This is a genomic window from Arsukibacterium sp. UBA3155 (assembly GCA_002364615.1).
GTDB lineage: Bacteria > Pseudomonadota > Gammaproteobacteria > Enterobacterales > Alteromonadaceae > Alishewanella.
Genome location: DEYP01000025.1, coordinates 363,884 through 380,878, shown reverse-complemented (window position 1 = coordinate 380,878; position 16,995 = coordinate 363,884). Strand labels below are relative to the sequence as shown.

The 16,995-nt window shown below is 50.2% G+C and carries 19 protein-coding genes; 15 read left to right on the top strand and 4 right to left on the bottom strand.

Annotated features, from left to right (window positions below):
- Positions 1-78: 78 nt before the first annotated feature.
- The 5 genes from astA to speD all read left to right on the top strand — a co-directional run bounded on the left by astA (position 79) and on the right by speD (position 4,406).
- Positions 79-1,098, top strand: a complete 1,020-nt coding sequence (astA, locus tag B2X65_RS13640; protein WP_290613414.1) for an arginine N-succinyltransferase — start codon at positions 79-81, stop codon at positions 1,096-1,098.
- A 13-nt stretch (positions 1,099-1,111) separates the two neighbouring features.
- Complete coding sequence (astD, locus tag B2X65_RS13635) at positions 1,112-2,581, top strand: succinylglutamate-semialdehyde dehydrogenase (RefSeq protein ID WP_290613412.1); 1,470 nt, start codon at positions 1,112-1,114, stop codon at positions 2,579-2,581.
- 107 nt (positions 2,582-2,688) lie between these two features.
- Positions 2,689-3,039 (top strand): DUF3802 family protein, encoded by a 351-nt coding sequence (locus B2X65_RS13630; RefSeq protein WP_290613410.1) that lies wholly within the window; start codon positions 2,689-2,691, stop codon positions 3,037-3,039.
- An 84-nt stretch (positions 3,040-3,123) separates the two neighbouring features.
- On the top strand, positions 3,124-3,552 hold the full coding sequence (locus B2X65_RS13625) for an OsmC family protein (RefSeq protein ID WP_290613408.1): 429 nt from the start codon (positions 3,124-3,126) through the stop codon (positions 3,550-3,552).
- Between the two features lie 47 nt (positions 3,553-3,599).
- Positions 3,600-4,406 (top strand): adenosylmethionine decarboxylase, encoded by an 807-nt coding sequence (gene speD, locus B2X65_RS13620; RefSeq protein WP_290613406.1) that lies wholly within the window; start codon positions 3,600-3,602, stop codon positions 4,404-4,406.
- 43 nt (positions 4,407-4,449) lie between these two features.
- Here speD and B2X65_RS13615 read toward each other — a convergent pair whose 3' ends face one another.
- The 4 genes from B2X65_RS13615 to B2X65_RS13600 form a co-directional block, all read right to left on the bottom strand.
- On the bottom strand, positions 4,450-5,346 hold the full coding sequence (locus B2X65_RS13615; protein ID WP_290613404.1) for a phosphoribulokinase: 897 nt from the start codon (positions 5,344-5,346) through the stop codon (positions 4,450-4,452).
- A gap of 71 nt (positions 5,347-5,417) precedes the next feature.
- Entirely contained in the window at positions 5,418-7,208 is a 1,791-nt protein-coding gene (locus B2X65_RS13610; protein ID WP_290613402.1) for an ExeM/NucH family extracellular endonuclease, read from the bottom strand.
- Between the two features lie 9 nt (positions 7,209-7,217).
- Entirely contained in the window at positions 7,218-8,507 is a 1,290-nt protein-coding gene (gene purD / locus B2X65_RS13605) for a phosphoribosylamine--glycine ligase (protein WP_290613400.1), read from the bottom strand.
- A 15-nt stretch (positions 8,508-8,522) separates the two neighbouring features.
- On the bottom strand, positions 8,523-9,347 hold the full coding sequence (locus B2X65_RS13600; protein ID WP_290613398.1) for a class I SAM-dependent methyltransferase: 825 nt from the start codon (positions 9,345-9,347) through the stop codon (positions 8,523-8,525).
- A 181-nt stretch (positions 9,348-9,528) separates the two neighbouring features.
- On the opposite strand from B2X65_RS13600, the gene trmJ reads away from it, so the two are divergent.
- The 10 genes from trmJ to ndk all read left to right on the top strand — a co-directional run bounded on the left by trmJ (position 9,529) and on the right by ndk (position 16,950).
- Positions 9,529-10,290 carry a tRNA (cytosine(32)/uridine(32)-2'-O)-methyltransferase TrmJ gene (trmJ, locus tag B2X65_RS13595; protein ID WP_290613397.1) on the top strand — a complete coding sequence of 254 codons (762 nt, stop codon included), beginning with the start codon at positions 9,529-9,531 and terminating at the stop codon, positions 10,288-10,290.
- A gap of 4 nt (positions 10,291-10,294) precedes the next feature.
- The gene (cysE, locus tag B2X65_RS13590; RefSeq protein ID WP_290613395.1) at positions 10,295-11,104 is read left to right on the top strand and encodes a serine O-acetyltransferase; all 810 of its coding nucleotides are present in this window, start codon (positions 10,295-10,297) and stop codon (positions 11,102-11,104) included.
- A 101-nt stretch (positions 11,105-11,205) separates the two neighbouring features.
- The gene (gene iscR, locus B2X65_RS13585) at positions 11,206-11,688 is read left to right on the top strand and encodes a Fe-S cluster assembly transcriptional regulator IscR (RefSeq protein ID WP_290613393.1); all 483 of its coding nucleotides are present in this window, start codon (positions 11,206-11,208) and stop codon (positions 11,686-11,688) included.
- Positions 11,689-11,707: 19 nt separating this feature from the next.
- Positions 11,708-12,922 carry an IscS subfamily cysteine desulfurase gene (locus tag B2X65_RS13580; RefSeq protein WP_290613391.1) on the top strand — a complete coding sequence of 405 codons (1,215 nt, stop codon included), beginning with the start codon at positions 11,708-11,710 and terminating at the stop codon, positions 12,920-12,922.
- A 30-nt stretch (positions 12,923-12,952) separates the two neighbouring features.
- Positions 12,953-13,336, top strand: coding sequence for a Fe-S cluster assembly scaffold IscU (gene iscU, locus B2X65_RS13575; protein WP_290613389.1), 384 nt, complete (start codon positions 12,953-12,955; stop codon positions 13,334-13,336).
- A gap of 6 nt (positions 13,337-13,342) precedes the next feature.
- Positions 13,343-13,666: an iron-sulfur cluster assembly protein IscA gene (gene iscA, locus B2X65_RS13570; RefSeq protein ID WP_290613387.1), complete on the top strand. Its 324-nt coding sequence runs from the start codon at positions 13,343-13,345 to the stop codon at positions 13,664-13,666.
- 30 nt (positions 13,667-13,696) lie between these two features.
- Positions 13,697-14,221, top strand: a complete 525-nt coding sequence (gene hscB, locus B2X65_RS13565) for a co-chaperone HscB (protein ID WP_290613385.1) — start codon at positions 13,697-13,699, stop codon at positions 14,219-14,221.
- A gap of 8 nt (positions 14,222-14,229) precedes the next feature.
- Entirely contained in the window at positions 14,230-16,086 is a 1,857-nt protein-coding gene (gene hscA / locus B2X65_RS13560; protein WP_290613383.1) for a Fe-S protein assembly chaperone HscA, read from the top strand.
- Between the two features lie 2 nt (positions 16,087-16,088).
- Positions 16,089-16,427, top strand: coding sequence for an ISC system 2Fe-2S type ferredoxin (gene fdx / locus B2X65_RS13555; protein WP_290613381.1), 339 nt, complete (start codon positions 16,089-16,091; stop codon positions 16,425-16,427).
- Between the two features lie 91 nt (positions 16,428-16,518).
- Positions 16,519-16,950 carry a nucleoside-diphosphate kinase gene (gene ndk / locus B2X65_RS13550; protein WP_290613379.1) on the top strand — a complete coding sequence of 144 codons (432 nt, stop codon included), beginning with the start codon at positions 16,519-16,521 and terminating at the stop codon, positions 16,948-16,950.
- The last annotated feature ends 45 nt before the right edge of the window (positions 16,951-16,995 follow it).

The following is a 16,995-nucleotide window of genomic DNA, read 5'->3' as shown; positions in this document are numbered from 1 at the left end:
GACCGCATCGAAATGAAGCACCGCGGGACACAATAGTGTGTCCCGTCAGGTTATAAAGCAAAAATGGAGTAAGCGACGATGATGGTGATTCGCCCAATCCGAGCGGATGATTACCCGGCGCTCTATCAGATGGCCGTTGAGTCGGGGCATGGTTTTACCTCGCTGCCGGTCAATGATGAGCTGCTGATGCGCAAAATCAGCCGTTCAGAGCAGTCGTTACAAAAAAAGGTTAGCAGCCCTGGTGATGAAGGCTATTTATTTGTGCTGGAAGACACCAACACGGGTGATGTTTGTGGTACCAGCGCACTGGAAGCCGCGGTTGGCCTGGACGATGCGTTTTATCATTATCATCTGGGCAAGGTGGTGCATAGCTCACGGTCGCTAGGTGTTTATAAAACGGTTGATATTCTGACACTGTGTAACGACTACACCGGCGTCAGTGAACTATGCACCTTATTTTTGCGGGAAAACCGCCGTGAAAAAAATAATGGCCGCTTGTTATCTAAAGCTCGTTTTTTATTTATGGCTGAATTTGCCGAACGCTTTGCTGACCGGGTTATTGCTGAAATGCGTGGTGTGTCTGATCAGAATGGTCATTCGCCTTTCTGGCGGTGGTTGCAGGAGCATTTTTTCTCGGTTGACTTCCCTACAGCAGATTACCTGACTGGTATTGGCCAGAAAGTGTTTATTGCTGAATTAATGCCAAAATATCCGATATATGTCAGCCTGTTAAGCAAAGAGGCGCAGCAGGTAATAGGCAAAGTGCATGATAAAACCCGGCCAGCGCTGTCGTTGTTGCAATCTGAAGGTTTTTCAAACCGCGGTTATGTCGACATTTTTGATGCAGGCCCGACTGTGGAAGCGAGAGTAGAGCATATTCGCTCAATTCGGTATAGTCGCAAACTACAGGTGCAGATTGGTACGCCGGGTCCAGATAGTCAGCCTTATTTAATCTGCAATACCAACTTAGAACACTTTCGCGCAACCTGGCTGCCGCTTACGGTAACGGAGCATAGCGATCAGGTTGTATTGCCGCAGGACTGCGCCGACGCTTTGGGCGTAACGGCCGGTGAGCACATCAGATTAACCAGAATATAAGCAGGGGTATAACATGAGCCACGCAGCACAATTTATCAATGGCCAATGGTTGGCAGGTGAGGGCAAGTCGTTTTCATCGCTTGACCCGGCCAAAAACCAGCAGGTCTGGCAGGGTGAAGCCGCCACTGCAGAGCAAGTCGATGCCGCCATTAGTGCTGCCCGCGCCGCTCAGTACAGCTGGGGCGATCTTAGTTTTGACAGCCGGGTAGAAGTTGTAAAGCGATTTGCTGAACAACTGGCTGCCAATAAAGAAGAACTGGCTTTGTGCATTGCCAGAGATACCGGGAAGGCGCTGTGGGAAAGCCGTACTGAAGTGGCAGCAATGATTGGCAAGGTGGATATCTCAGTCCGTGCGCACGAAGAACGTACCGGTACTAAAGAGAACCCTATGCCGCAGGGCCGGGCTTTTGTCCGGCATAAGCCTCATGGGGTAGTCGCGGTATTTGGTCCTTACAACTTCCCGGGGCACTTACCTAATGGCCATATTGTGCCCGCGTTGTTAGCAGGCAATACCGTGGTATTTAAGCCGTCAGAATTGACGCCAATGGTAGCCGAGCATGCCGTAAAATTGTGGGAAAAAGCTGGCTTGCCAGCCGGGGTGCTTAATTTATTGCAAGGTGAAGTTGATACCGGTAAGGCAATTGCCAGCCATGAAGGTATTGATGGGTTGTTTTTTACCGGCAGCTCTCGCACCGGTCATTATTTGCACCAGCAATTTGCTGGGCGGCCGGAGAAAATTCTGGCACTGGAAATGGGCGGGAACAACCCGCTAATCGTGCAGGATGTCAGCGATGTTGATGCCGTAGTGCATGATATTGTGCAGTCAGCCTTTATTTCAGCTGGCCAGCGTTGTACTTGCGCCCGCAAACTGTTTTTACCGGCGAATGCACAGGGTGATGCTATTCTGACCCGCTTAATTGAAGTAACCCGCAATATTAAAACCGGCCTGTATGACGCAGACCCTCAGCCATTTATTGGCGCGATGATTTCGGTAGCTGCTGCCAAAGGTATGCGTGCTGCCCAGCAACACCTGATTGAGTTAGGTGGTGAAGTTCTGGTTGAGCTGCAACATTTGCAGAGCGATACGGGGTTAGTGTCGCCCGGTATTATTGAATGTAGCAATGTCAAAAACTTTCCCGATGAAGAGCATTTCGGGCCACTGCTAAAAGTGTTCCGCTTTACTGACTTCGATACCGCTATTGATGCCGCCAATAACACCAGTTTCGGTTTGTCTGCCGGTTTACTCAGTGACAGTCAGGAGCTGTATCAGCACTTTTACCGGCGGATCAGAGCCGGAATTGTTAACTGGAACCGGCCCATCACTGGTGCCAGCTCAGCAGCACCTTTTGGTGGTATTGGGGGGAGTGGTAATCATCGCGCCAGTGCATATTATGCGGCAGATTACTGTGCTTACCCGGTTGCTTCAGTAGAATTAGATCAGGTGTCCATGCCTGAACAATTGTCACCAGGTCTGAGCTTTTAAGCCATAAAATCGGGGCTGCGGCCCCGATTTGTTTTCTTGCCGACATTTTGCTTAAATTACGCTATTGTAATGTTTTTAACCGCAATCAATTCAGGTAACCCATTCGTATGGTGACTGATCAACCTGGCTACGAGCATCTCATTCAGTTTTTGACGGAGCACTTGGTGCTGTTTACCGAAGAGGGAACCGTGCTGGCCAATGGTAAAACCATAGGCGTTGTGCTGGAAGAGCGAATTGCCGAACAAATTATCACCTTATGTACGCAGCATACCGAGTTGGAAATAAACCATCGCAGCATGATCATTCGTGAAGTTGACGGCATTATGTATGATTTTCAGGAAGTACTGAGCAGCGTTCTGGAAAAAAAAGCCACCCGAGAGCAAGCTGAACTGATAAACGAAATTGCATTGTTAATCAAAAACCTGTTTGACAGTGCCATCGCCAGGTTTATGGATTAGCAGCTTCGCATCAGGATTAATGCTGGCTACCCGCCCTATATTTCCGTAGAATATCCAGCCTGAAATTTCATGCCGGAGCCGGATATGCAAGCAAAAGTCAGTTGGGTTGATAACCTGAGTTTTATTGGTCGCTCAGCCAGCGGTCATGCCGTGGTATTTGATGCAAATGGTTCTGATAGCAGCGCGCCAAGCCCAATGGAAATGGTGCTGATGTCGGCCGGTGCCTGTTCGTCTGTAGATGTGGTCAGCATTTTAAGGAAAGCGCGTCAGCACGTGCTTGGCTGTGAGGTTGAGCTAAGCGCAGAGCGTGCTGAGGACGTGCCACGGGTATTCACCAAAATTCACCTGCATTTTGTGGTTTCCGGCCATGATCTTAGCGAGAAACAAGTTGCACGGGCAGTTGATTTATCTGCGGATAAATATTGTTCCGTGTCGATTATGCTGGCCAGCAGTGTTGCTGTAAGCCATTCCTATAGTGTTAACAATGCAAGTCAGACTGTCGGGTCTGAGTAATTGCCTGATAAACAATACAGCGAAAGCTGTAGTGGAGAGCGCAGAAATTGGTAAAGCCTTTCGAAAAATTGAAACTGCATGGGTTTAACAACCTGACTAAAAGCTTAAGTTTTAGCTTATATGATATTTGTTATGCCAAGACCGAGCAGCATCGTCAGGAATATATTGAATATATTGACGAGCAATATAATGCTGATCGTCTGACAGATATATTAACTGAAGTGGTTGATATCATTGGTGCTAATGTGCTTAATATTGCCCGTCAGGATTATGATCCGCAGGGCGCCAGTGTCACGATACTGGTCAGCGAAGAGCCAGTTCTGGTTGATCCTGATAATTCAGAGAATCCCGGGCCGCTGCCGGAAGCTGTGGTGGCGCATCTGGATAAAAGCCATATTTGCGTTCACACCTATCCGGAAGTTCATCCGCACGACGGTATCTGTACCTTCAGAGCGGATATTGAAGTGTCTACCTGTGGCATTATTTCACCGTTAAAAGCACTGAATTTTTTGATCCATAGTTTTGAGTCAGACGTGGTAACCATTGACTACCGGGTGCGTGGTTTTACCCGCGATATCAGTGGTACCAAGCATTATATCGATCATCCGATCAGCTCTATCCAGAATTTTATGGAAGTGGATACCAAGCAGGCGTTTCAGATGATTGACGTGAATGTTTATCAGGAAAACCTGTTTCATACCAAGATGATGTTAAAAGAGGCTGACTTAAACAATTATCTGTTCGGCATGGGCACCGACAGTATGACTGCAGATGAGCAGAAACTGATCAGTAAGAAAGTATTTAAAGAAATCAGGGAAATTTTCTACGGCCGTAACTTGCCTGAAATGAAATAATGCAAAGCACGGCCAGGCCATGGCAGCCTGCCAGGTAAACCGGTTATTTACCTAACCAGTCTGCCTGGCCTCTGGCCTGGCGTCGTTTTTGAATTATCGCTTCAATCAACGGGGTTAAAATCAGCTCCATCGCCAGTCCCATCTTACCTCCCGGCACTACCAGGGTATTGACCCGCGACATAAAAGAACCGTGAATCATTCTTAGATAATACGGAAAATCAACGTGTTTAATGCCGCGAAAACGGATCACCACAAAGCTTTCGTCCAGCGAAGGAATATCTTTGGCACTAAAGGGGTTTGAAGTATCTACGGTCGGCACTCGCTGAAAGTTAATATGGGTCCGGGAAAACTGTGGTGTAATATGATTAATGTAGTCATCCATACTGCGCACGATACTGGCCTGCACTGCCTCCCGGCTATGGCCACGCTCAGAGGTGTCGCGGATGATTTTCTGGATCCATTCCAGGTTGACTATCGGCACCATACCTATCAGTAAATCGACATGTTGCGCGACGTTATGCTGCTCGGTAACCGCGCCGCCATGCAAACCCTCATAAAACAGTAAGTCGGTGTTAGCACGCAAGTCCTGCCATGGGGTAAAGGTGCCGGGCAACTGGTTATAAGGCACGGCTTCATCGAAGGTATGCAGGTAATGTCGAATACGGCCGGTACCCGTTTCAGCGTAACTGGCAAAAAAAGTTTCTAACGCGCCAAAATCGTTGGCTTCAGCCCCAAAATAACTGATGTAGCGTCCTTGTTCTTTGGCTTTGCGCACCGCCAGATCCATTTCTGGCCGGCTGAAGCGATGAAAACAATCGCCTTCAACAAACGCGGCATCAATGCCCAATGTGCGGAATATATGCTGAAAGGCGATTGTCGTCGTGGTAGTGCCGGCGCCAGAGGAGCCGGTGATCGCAATGATCGGGTTTTTATGAGACATAGGCTGCGCCGGTAAAAAATTCTGGAGTTACCATAAAGCAACACCGCTACCGGCTGCAACCGTTATCTGGTTTATTGAAAGCGGAACGTTACAATAACCGGGTCATGATCTGAAGATCGGTAAGGCGTAGCACCGTACAGCCGCTGTTGTGCTTCTGCCGATTTATAGCGGCTGCTATAATCGAGCAACACGGGTTCAGCGGCATTGATTGACCAGTGTTCAATTGTGTGTAAATAGCCAGCCAGCTCCGGACTTGCCAGAGCATGGTCAAGGGAGCCACTGCGACCACGAAAGGCGTAAGAAAACCCGGAGTGTTGTGGATCATGTAAATACTGCCACCCGGCTTGTTCCAGGGCCCGCACCGGATCTTCCATACGGTAGGCATTTAAATCTCCCATAATTAACTGATGCGCGCTGGAGGTGCCGGTTGGGTTGGTCGCCAGCCACTGGGTCAGGGCTTTGCTTGCCTCAACCCGGGCTGCGTTCCAGCATGCCTGGCCATCGTTCTGATCTGCCTGGAGCTCATACTGCGGGCTATCATTGCGCGGGCAACTTCCTTTAGATTTAAAATGGTTCACCGCGACGGTCAGCTTGTTACCACTGGCAAGGTGCTGGAAGGTCTGAGCAACAGGTGCCCGGTTCAAACGGGTGAAGGGTGCTGCAGTTTGGGTAGCCGCTCCGCCCGCTTCGCTGATTGCTGATGGCCGGTAAATAAGCGCAACTTTGATGGCATCAGTGCCAGGTGTCTCAGCCGTTTCAACGATGGCGTAAGGTTCAGCAACAACGTTATTTAAGGCCGCCACCAGCGTAGCAATGGCACTACCACTGCCGTAACCGTTATTTTCCAGCTCCAGCAGACCAATAATGTCGGCATCCATAGTAGATAGAGCACTAATCAATTTCGCTTGCTGACGGGCTAAATCTGCCGGGGTGCGGGCACCGCGGCGGGTAGGGAACGGCTCTGCCTGACCATGACCGGTAAAAAAATTCAGCACGTTAAACACCGCTACCCGTAAGTCAGCGGGGTGTTTTGGCAAAGGTGCAGCAGGGCGTGGGTTAGTACTGATAAATTCCGGCGTGCTGGTCGGAATTAGTCGGTAACCCCGCTCATCCTGAAACAGAAAACCACTGACACCGCGTACGGTGTCACCTAAGCGCAAACTGTTGTTGGCGGTTAAACCACGTGGCGGATACGGCGTCGGCTCTGGGTTTTCCTGCCAGCGACCATCGTCCAGCACCAGCATACGACGCTGTTGCTGCTGGTCATATTGATTTGCCTCGGTACCTGGCAATTTAATTTCTGTCGGCACGATTAAGCGCTGATCCGCCAATATCAGCTCACCATAGCGGCCTAGTTGATAGCTGTCGGTTACTATCAGATCCTGTGGGAAATGCACCCACATACCTTCCAGTGCTTCCATGTTCAGCTCTTCGCTCAGTGGTAAGCTGACGACGGTGCTGCTCAGTTGCTGCCCGCTGGCACAGCGTGAGATATGGCTCAGGTCGGTTAGTGAGGTTAAGTCGTTTATCTCAGCAACGGTTCCCTGTAACAACAGCAACTCACCCTGCTGATATTCACCTGGCTCAGCCAGCTGAATGAACAGGCCCTCAGAGGTAAGCGGATCAGCATCAGCGTTAAGGCTTTGCAGCATCAGACCAGGCAGCGGTGAGTCAGGGTAAACGCTGGCAATAACCACGCCGCGAGTCACGACTTGCTGACCCAGTAACGGGCTTTGATCTGACTTGCCCTGAATAAGCGCAATGGGTTGATATGTCCCATCGCAGCTTAATGGTTCTGATTTGCTGCAAGCACCAAGGCTAAGCAGCACCGCCAATAGCGGTATTAACATTACGACGCGCATGCTTTCGCCTTATTTTTTTTGTTCACGGGCAACCGCACGATAACCAATGTCGCTGCGGTAAAACATACCGTCCCAGCTGATATGGCTGGCAAGCTCATAAGCTGCCTGCTGCGCGTCACTAACATTTGCGCCCAGGGCTGTAGCACACAGTACCCGGCCACCGTTAGTCAGTACTTTATCATCTACAAGCGCCGTACCGGCATGAAATACTTTGGCGTTGCTGGTATCAATGCCATCTAAGCCTTTAATTTCAATGCCTTTGGCGTAGCTATCCGGGTATCCACCTGCTGCCAGCACCACACCCACGGCAGCCTGCTCCGTGAACCTGATGCTGATTTGGTCCAGCTTGCCAGTAACCGCTGCCTGGCATAACGCAACCAGATCAGATTCCAGTCGCAGCATAATAGGCTGCGTTTCCGGATCGCCAAACCGGCAGTTAAATTCCAGTACCTTGGCAGAACCATCCGGCGCAATCATCAGGCCTGCATACAAAAAGCCGGTAAACACATTACCCTCTGCGGCCATGCCGCGAACTGTGGGGTAAATAACTTGCTGCATTACCCAATCATGCACGGCAGGCGTTACCACTGGTGCTGGAGAATATGCTCCCATACCGCCGGTATTAGGGCCTTTGTCGCCGTTATCCCGCGCTTTGTGATCCTGCGATGAGGCAAATGCCAGTGCATGTTCGCCATCGACCATCACAATAAAGGAAGCTTCTTCGCCATGTAAAAACTCTTCAACGACAACCCGGCTACCTGCGTCGCCAAACTTGTTACCGGACAGCATATCGTCAATAGCCGCAAATGCTTCGGCTTCTGTCTGAGCAATAATTACCCCTTTGCCGGCGGCGAGGCCGTCGGCTTTAATCACAATGGGCATGCCCAATTGCTTAACAAAAGCCTTGGCTGGGGCAACTTCGGTGAAGTTTTGGTAAGCGGCGGTGGGGATGTGGTGTCGTGCCAGAAAGTCTTTGGCAAACGCTTTTGAGCTTTCCAGTTGTGCCGCCGCCTGAGTTGGGCCAAAAATAGCCATACCCTTTTCGCGAAACACATCAACTACCCCTTTTGCCAGTGGCGCTTCCGGGCCAACGATAGTGAGCTGAATATGTTGCTCAGTAGCAAATGCCAGTAACGCCGGCACATCATCGGCAGCAATGTCGACATTGTGCAGGTTTGTTTCCAGTGCTGTGCCAGCATTGCCAGGAGCCACGAATACCTGACTAACCAGAGGAGATTGCGCGGCTTTCCAGGCCAGAGCATGTTCGCGGCCGCCGCCGCCGATTACCAATACTTTCATCGGGGTTTCCGTTTTCTATTGTGCTACAGGTTTACGAAATTTTAAGGTCATACGATCGCTCTCACCAATCGCCTGATATTTCGCTTTGTCTTCTTCACCAAGCCGCATTACTGGTGGCAGTGTCCACACGCCTTTTGGGTGATCAGCGTTGTCTTTGGGATTCGCATTTATCTCGCTGCTATCTTCCAGTACAAAACCTGCCTGTTCGGCCAGAGTGATGGTCAGCTGCTGCGGAAAATATCCACTTCTGGTCCATTCACCGTTCGCTTTTTCCGCAGGTAAACGGTGCTCAACCACTCCCAGCACACCACCCGGCTTTAACGCTTTATAAAAATCTTTAAAAATGGCTACCATACCCTCGTCACCACCCTGACCATACCAGTTATGCAGGTTCCGAAAGGTCAACACGACATCAGCACTGCCGGCTGGCGCAATGTCACTGCTGTTGCCAGGGGCAAACGCGGTCAGTTCTACCCGACTGTAGATGGGATTAGCGGCAAGCTTTTCTTTAAAGGCTGCCAGGTTTCTTTTGTAATAATCGGAACTGCTATCGGCAGGAAAATGCGCAGCATAATATTTACCATGGGCTGCCAGTAACGGGGCCAGAATTTCAGTGTACCAACCACCGCCGGGAGATATTTCCACCACAGTGCTTTTGGGGGTCACTTCAAAAAATGCCAGAGTTTGCACCGGGTTACGGTATTGGTCACGGTTTTTGTTTTGTTCGCTGCGAACATGATGGTCTGCCGCTTGTTGCAATGCATCGGTGTTGCTATCTGCCAGTACCGGCAGGGCCAAGAGTATTGCTGATAACGTTATAACTTTGCTAAGTGTTTTCATCTTCAGGCTCTCTTTGTTAAAAGTCGCGCTAGTTTAGCAAAGCAGTCGCGTAATTGCAGTGATTATCGACAAGGGGCAGTTGGCGCATTTAGATGGCCAGACTGCTAAATTTCAATCAACAAATGGCAAGGCCTATGCTAGAATGCCAGCCTTTTCGATGAAGTGTTATCGGGTTTTCCGTATGGACAGTAATGTGGTGTCTGCCTTAGACAATATAAAAGTGGTGCTGGTAGGAACGACTCATACTGGCAATATAGGCTCGGTTGCACGGGCGATGAAAACCATGGGCCTGTCGCAGCTATGTCTGGTGGCACCAAAAACTGTCCCGGATGGCCAGGCTTATGCGTTGGCAGCCGGCGCCAGTGAGATCCTGGCCGCGGCCAAGACCTTTGAGACGCTGGCTGAAGCCGTGGCTGACTGTGCATTAGTGGTTGGTAGTAGTGCCCGCTCCCGCACATTGAGCTGGCCAATGCTGGATCCGCGGCAATGTGCCAAGCTCGCCATTGCCCAGAGTGACAAGCCGGTGGCTGTAGTGTTTGGCCGGGAATCCAGTGGCCTTAGTAATGAAGAGCTACAGCTGTGTCATTACCATGTCTGTATTGCGGCTAACCCACAGTACAGCTCACTGAATCTGGCAATGGCAGTGCAAATTGTTTGCTATGAGCTAAGAATGGCCTACCTGGAGCATGAGCCCGTACCTACCGATACCGAGTTAGCAGCCTATCCGAGTTCAGAGCAAATGGAAAATTTTTATCAGCATCTGGAAACGGCGTTGCAGCACACCGGATTTATCATTAAACAGCACCCGGGTGTGGTGATGACCAAATTAAAGCGGTTGTTTAACCGGGCCCGGCCAGAAGAGGCTGAATACAACATTCTGCGGGGCATTTTAACCTCAATGCAGCGTCTGGAAAAGGTTGATAGCAATACTCAGAAGGAGTAAGGCGATGTTCGCGGGTATCAGAGAAGATATAAAAAGTGTGTTTGACCGGGATCCGGCGGCACGCAGTACCTTTGAGGTACTGACTAACTACCCGGGGTTGCATGCCATCTGGTGGCACCGGCTCAACCATAAACTGTGGCGGGCAAACCTTAAATGGCTGGCCCGCTTTTTAAGTACAATTGCCCGCTGGCTCACCGGGGTGGAAATTCATCCGGGCGCGAAGATTGGCCGGCGTTTTTTTATTGACCATGGTATGGGCGTGGTGATTGGCGAAACGGCTGAAATTGGTGATGACTGCACGCTGTATCATGGGGTGACACTGGGCGGTACCAGTTGGAACCCGGGTAAGCGCCATCCTACGCTGGCTAACGGCGTAGTAATTGGTGCTGGCGCTAAAGTGCTGGGGCCGTTACTGGTTGGCGAAAATGCCCGTATTGGCTCAAATGCCGTGGTCGTGCGGGACGTACCGGCCGGGGCGACCGTGGTGGGCATTCCGGGACGAGTCGTCGCCAAGGTCGCAGCAAAAGTGAGCGAACAGCGCCAACATCTGGCGAAGAAGTTTGGCTTTGATGCCTATGCTGTTTCTGCTGAAAACCCTGATCCGGTCGCCAGTGCAATTGGTACCTTGCTGGACCATATTCATCTGCTGGATAACAAAGTGGCCGAGCTGTGCAGCAGTGTTAACAGCCTGGGGGGCAACGTTTGTGCTGAAATGCCCGAACTGGATTTGCCGGAAGAAGATTTTAAGCGGGCTGAACAGCATGCTGCAGAGCAGCGTCGCAAAGAAGTTGAAGCCTTTGATCCCGGTATCTAGCCGCATCGTGTTACGTAATACCTGACCAGGTTACTAGGATATATACTTGACTAAAACAGTCAGGATTGTACAATAGCGCCTATGTAGTCAGGGAGCTTGATATGAGACTAACCTCGAAAGGTCGCTATGCCGTTACTGCCATGCTTGACGTGGCATTGCACGCTGGACAAGGTCCGGTGCCGCTGGCCGATATTTCTGAGCGGCAGGGTATTTCGTTATCTTATCTTGAACAATTATTCGCTCGCTTGCGTAAACAGGGTTTAGTCAGCAGTGTGCGTGGTCCGGGTGGTGGTTACCAGTTGGGTCTGGCTCCTGAGGCTATTTCTATCTCCGCTGTCATTGCGGCAGTAGACGAGTCAGTAGACGCCACGCGCTGTCAGGGTAAATCTGATTGCCAGAGCGGTGCTAAGTGTCTGACTCACACCTTGTGGCATGATTTAAGTCATCGAATAGAAGACTTTCTGACCAATATCAGCCTGGCAGCTTTGGTTAGCCAGCAAGATGTGCAAACGATTGCACAGCGGCAGAATAGTCGCAACGTTAAAAATCCTGCAACTGATATTAAAGTCAGTTGCCAGCTGTAAGCGCAATACGGAGCCAACAATGAAGCTACCTATTTATCTGGACTATGCGGCGACCACCCCGGTTGATCCGCGTGTGGCCGAAAAAATGATGCAATACCTGACGATGGATGGCGAGTTTGGTAACCCTGCCTCACGTTCGCACCGGTTTGGCTGGCAAGCAGAAGAGTCTGTGGAAATAGCCCGTAGCCAGATCGCAGAACTGGTTAACGCTGATCCGCGTGAAATTGTGTTTACCTCTGGCGCTACCGAATCAAATAATCTGGCCATTAAAGGCGCAGCTCAGTTTTACAAGAAAAAGGGTAAGCATTTAATTACTGCCAAAACCGAACATAAAGCGGTACTTGACACCATGCGTCAGCTTGAGCGTGAAGGTTTTGAAGTGACGTATCTTGAAGTCGAAAGTAATGGTCTGGTTGATCTTACCAAGTTAGAAGCGGCCATGCGTCCGGAAACTTCCGTCGTAAGTATTATGTTTGTGAATAACGAAATTGGCGTTATTCAGGATATTGCGGCCATTGGTGAACTGTGCCGTAGTAAAGGCATTGTATTTCATGTCGACGCGGCTCAGGCTACCGGTAAAGTGGATATCGATCTGCAAAGTCTTAAAGTCGACTTAATGTCGTTCTCCGGCCACAAAACCTATGGCCCTAAAGGGATTGGCGCGTTATATGTGCGTCGCAAACCGCGTATCCGTTTAGAAGCACAAACCCATGGTGGTGGCCATGAACGTGGTATGCGTTCAGGCACCCTGGCGCCGCACCAAATCGCGGCTATGGGTGAGGCATTCCGGTTAGCCAAGGAAGAAATGGCGGCTGAGCGTGAACGTATTACTACACTGCGTGATCGCCTATGGGATGGCATTAAAGATATTGAGCAAGTGTACTTAAATGGTGACAGCGCCCCACGAGTGCCGGGTATTACCAATATCAGCTTTAATTTCGTTGAAGGCGAATCGCTGATAATGGCGTTAAAAGACATTGCGGTATCGTCAGGTTCAGCCTGTACGTCGGCCAGTTTAGAGCCTTCCTATGTATTGCGGGCGCTGGGCTTAAATGACGAGCTGGCTCACAGTTCTATCCGTTTTAGTATTGGCCGGTTTACTACTGAAGCGCAAATTGACCATACCATTAAAATCGTCCACCAGGCGATTGATAAACTACGTGAAATGTCACCGTTATGGGACATGTTCAAAGACGGTATTGATTTAAACACTGTGGCATGGGTAGCGCACTAAGCGCCATCCGGCCCAACGAGGTAACAGATCATGGCTTACAGTAACAAAGTAATCGATCATTATGAAAATCCACGGAATGTGGGTTCTTTCGCCAAAGACGACCCTAGCATTGCAACGGGTATGGTTGGTGCACCGGCTTGTGGTGACGTAATGAAACTGCAAATTAAAGTGAATGAGCAGGGCATTATTGAAGATGCAAAGTTTAAAACCTATGGCTGCGGCAGCGCTATCGCCTCAAGCTCACTGGTAACAGAGTGGGTTAAAGGTAAAAGCCTGGATGAAGCTCAGCAGATTAAAAATACCGACATCGCACATGAACTGGCGTTGCCTCCGGTAAAAATTCACTGCTCTATTCTGGCAGAAGATGCCATTAAGGCGGCGATTGCCGATTATAAGCAAAAGCGCGGGAGTTAACACGGTATGGCAATATCGATGACCACAGCGGCAGCTGAAAGAGTGCAAAACTTTCTGCAAAATCGTGGCAAAGGTTTGGGCTTGCGGGTTGGCGTAAAAACCACTGGCTGCTCCGGCCTGGCTTATGTGCTGGAGTTTGTCGATGAGCTGCATGATGATGATCAGGTATTTGAAGAGCACGGTCTGAAACTGATTGTTGATGGCAAAAGCCTGGTGTATATCGATGGCACCCAACTGGATTTTGTTAAAGAAGGCCTGAACGAAGGTTTTCAGTTTAACAATCCGAATGTTAATGGCGAATGTGGCTGCGGCGAAAGCTTTACCGTTTAATAACTCCGACTGCTGTAAGGCCAATATTGCATGAATTATTTTCAGTTGTTTGATTTGCCAGCAACCTTTGAGCTGGACTTAACTGAATTAGGCTCTCGTTATCTGGCTTTGCAGCGCAAATTTCATCCCGACAAACACGCGGCCGCATCTCATCGTGACCGCTTAATGTCGGTGCAGCAAACCGCTAACATTAATGATGCCTACCATAGCCTGAAGCAACCGCTGCTGCGTGCGGAACATTTACTGGCGCTGCGTGGTTTAAAAATAAGCCACGAGCAGCGCAGTTTTACCGATCCGGTGTTTTTAATGCAGCAGATGGAACTGCGAGAGCAGCTGGAAGAGATTAGCAGTAGCGTCGACCCTGACAACGCCATTATGGCGGTAGAACAGCAGTTGCAGCAGCAGCGCAAAGTGTTGTTAAAGGAACTGGCCGCAACATTGGAAGCCAACACGGCTGAGCAAAACCAGCAGGCAGCGGAACTGGTGCGTAAACTCAAATTTTTCTTTAAACTGCAGCACGAGCTGGAGTTAATAGAACAGCAATTACAAGACTAAATTAAGCTATGGCGTTATTACAGATTGCAGAGCCCGGCCAGAGTGCCGCGCCCCACCATCATAAACTGGCAGCGGGTATCGATTTAGGTACTACCAATTCTTTAGTTGCAGCGGTTCGCAGCGGCCAGGCAAGTACTCTAAGCAATGCCGATGGCAGTGATATGATCCCATCGGTGGTGCGCTATGGTCCGGCTAAAACCGAGGTTGGCCAGCAGGCTGTTGCGTCTGCAGCAGAAGATGCCAGCAACACCATATTCTCCATTAAACGCCTGATGGGCAAAGGCTATGCCGAAACCCAACCGCTGGCAGAGTTATTACCCTATCAGTTAGTCGACCAGGGCGGTCTGGCTGCCGTTGACACCCGCGATGGGGTGAAAAACCCGGTAGAAGTTTCTGCTGAAATTCTGGCCACCCTGGCGGATACTGCCAGCCAGGTACTGGGCGGTGAACTGAATGGCGTAGTCATTACCGTGCCGGCCTATTTTGACGATGCCCAGCGCCAGGCCACTAAAGATGCGGCTAAACTGGCCGGTCTTACTGTTCTGCGACTGTTAAACGAGCCAACCGCTGCGGCGCTGGCTTATGGCCTCGACTCTGGCCAGGAAGGGATCATCGCCGTTTACGATTTAGGCGGTGGCACCTTCGATATTTCTATTTTACGCCTTAAGCGCGGTGTGTTTGAAGTACTGGCCACCGGCGGTGATTCTGCGCTGGGTGGAGATGATTTTGACCAGACTATCGTTGGCTGGATGCAGCAACAAAGTGGTCAGCAAACATTAAGCCATACTGCCAGACGCCAGTATTTAACCGTTGCCCGTAACTTAAAAGAACAGCTAACCGACAGCGCTGAAGCTGATTACGCTTTTAGTGCAGATAATCAGCAGGTATCAGGCAGCCTTAGCCGTGATAAATTTGAGCAGCTTGCTGGCCCGTTGGTGAAAAAAACCATTCGCAGTTGCCGTCAGGTATTACGTGATGCCGGTTTAACCCCGGATGAAGTGGCTAATGTTGTGATGGTGGGCGGCTCTACCCGGGTACCACTGGTACGCAGCGAAGTAGGTCAGTTTTTTGCCTCAGAGCCATTGACCTCCATTGACCCGGATAAAGTCGTAGCGCTGGGCGCCGCTATTCAGGCTAACGTGCTGGTGGGCAATAAAGCTGAACACGAGACCTTGCTACTGGATGTTATTCCTTTGTCGCTGGGTCTGGAAACCATGGGCGGCCTGACTGAGAAAGTGATACCACGCAATACCGTGATCCCGGTAAGTCGCGCTCAGGAATTTACTACTTTTAAAGACGGTCAGACCGCGATGGCTATTCACGTGTTGCAAGGTGAGCGCGAATTGGTTGAAGACTGTCGCTCACTGGCACGTTTTGAATTACGTGGAATTCCGCCGATGCCAGCTGGTGGTGCGCATATCCGGGTAACCTTTCAGGTTGATGCCGACGGCTTGCTCAGCGTCAGCGCAGAAGAGAAGTCAACCGGCGTTGCTGCAGGTATTCAGGTTAAGCCGTCTTATGGTTTAACGGATGAGCAGGTAGCCGGGATGATCAGTGGTTCAATGCAGCATGCCCGGCAGGACATGCAACGGCGACTGCTGCGTGAACAACAGGTAGAAGCTGACCGGGTGCTTGAAGCCGTTACTGCCGCAGTACAACATGACGGTGCCCTGCTTGACGCTGACGAATTAGCCGACATTAATGCAGCGCTGGCAACATTAGCCGAAGTGCGGCAGCAAGACGATACGGCAGCAATAAAAGCCGCCATTGAACATACCAACACTTTAACAGATGACTTTGCTGCCCGGCGTATGGATCAATCAATCCGGCAGGCCTTGCAGGGCCATAAAGTCGACGAGGTTTAACCATGCCAAAGATAGTATTTTTACCCCATGCTGAATTATGCCCGCAAGGTGCCGCGCTGGACGCCAGCGTGGGTGACACGGTGCTGGATGTCGCATTAAAAAATGGCATAGCTATTGAGCATGCCTGTGAAAAGTCCTGTGCCTGCACAACCTGCCATGTCATTGTCCGTGAAGGTTTTTTCTCGTTGAACGAAAGCGATGAGCTGGAAGACGATATGCTTGATAAAGCCTGGGGCCTGGAGCCCGAGTCGCGCCTGGGTTGTCAGGCCCGGATTGCCGACGAAGATCTGGTGGTGGAAATTCCGAAGTATACCGTTAATATGGTCAGTGAAGGTCACTAGGGTGAAATGATTGGCACGGTATGTTTTTTTTGGTAATTAGCGTATAATTTGCCGCCTTAAAATTTTAACCCTTTAATTGCAGGAGCCTGACATGGCCTTAGAACGTACTTTTTCAATCGTTAAACCCGACGCTGTAGCAAAGAACCTGATCGGTGCTATCTATCACCGTTTTGAATCTGCCGGCCTTAAGATTGTTGCTTCTAAAATGCTACACTTAAGCCAGGAACAAGCTGAAGGTTTCTACGGCGAGCACAAAGAGCGTCCATTTTTTAAAGCGCTGGTAAGCTTCATGACGTCTGGCCCGGTAATGGTTCAGGTATTAGAGGGTGAAGACGCTGTGCGTAAGAACCGTGAAATTATGGGTGCTACTAACCCGAAAGATGCATTAGCCGGTACTTTACGTGCTGATTATGCAGACAGCATTGACGAAAACGCGGTACACGGCTCTGATGCAGCAGCATCTGCGGCACGTGAAATTGCGTTTTTCTTCACTGAAGCTGAACTGTGCAGCCGTACCCGTTAATATCGGGTAGGTGTTAGCTGTGTAAGCTAAAAGGAAAGGGGGCGT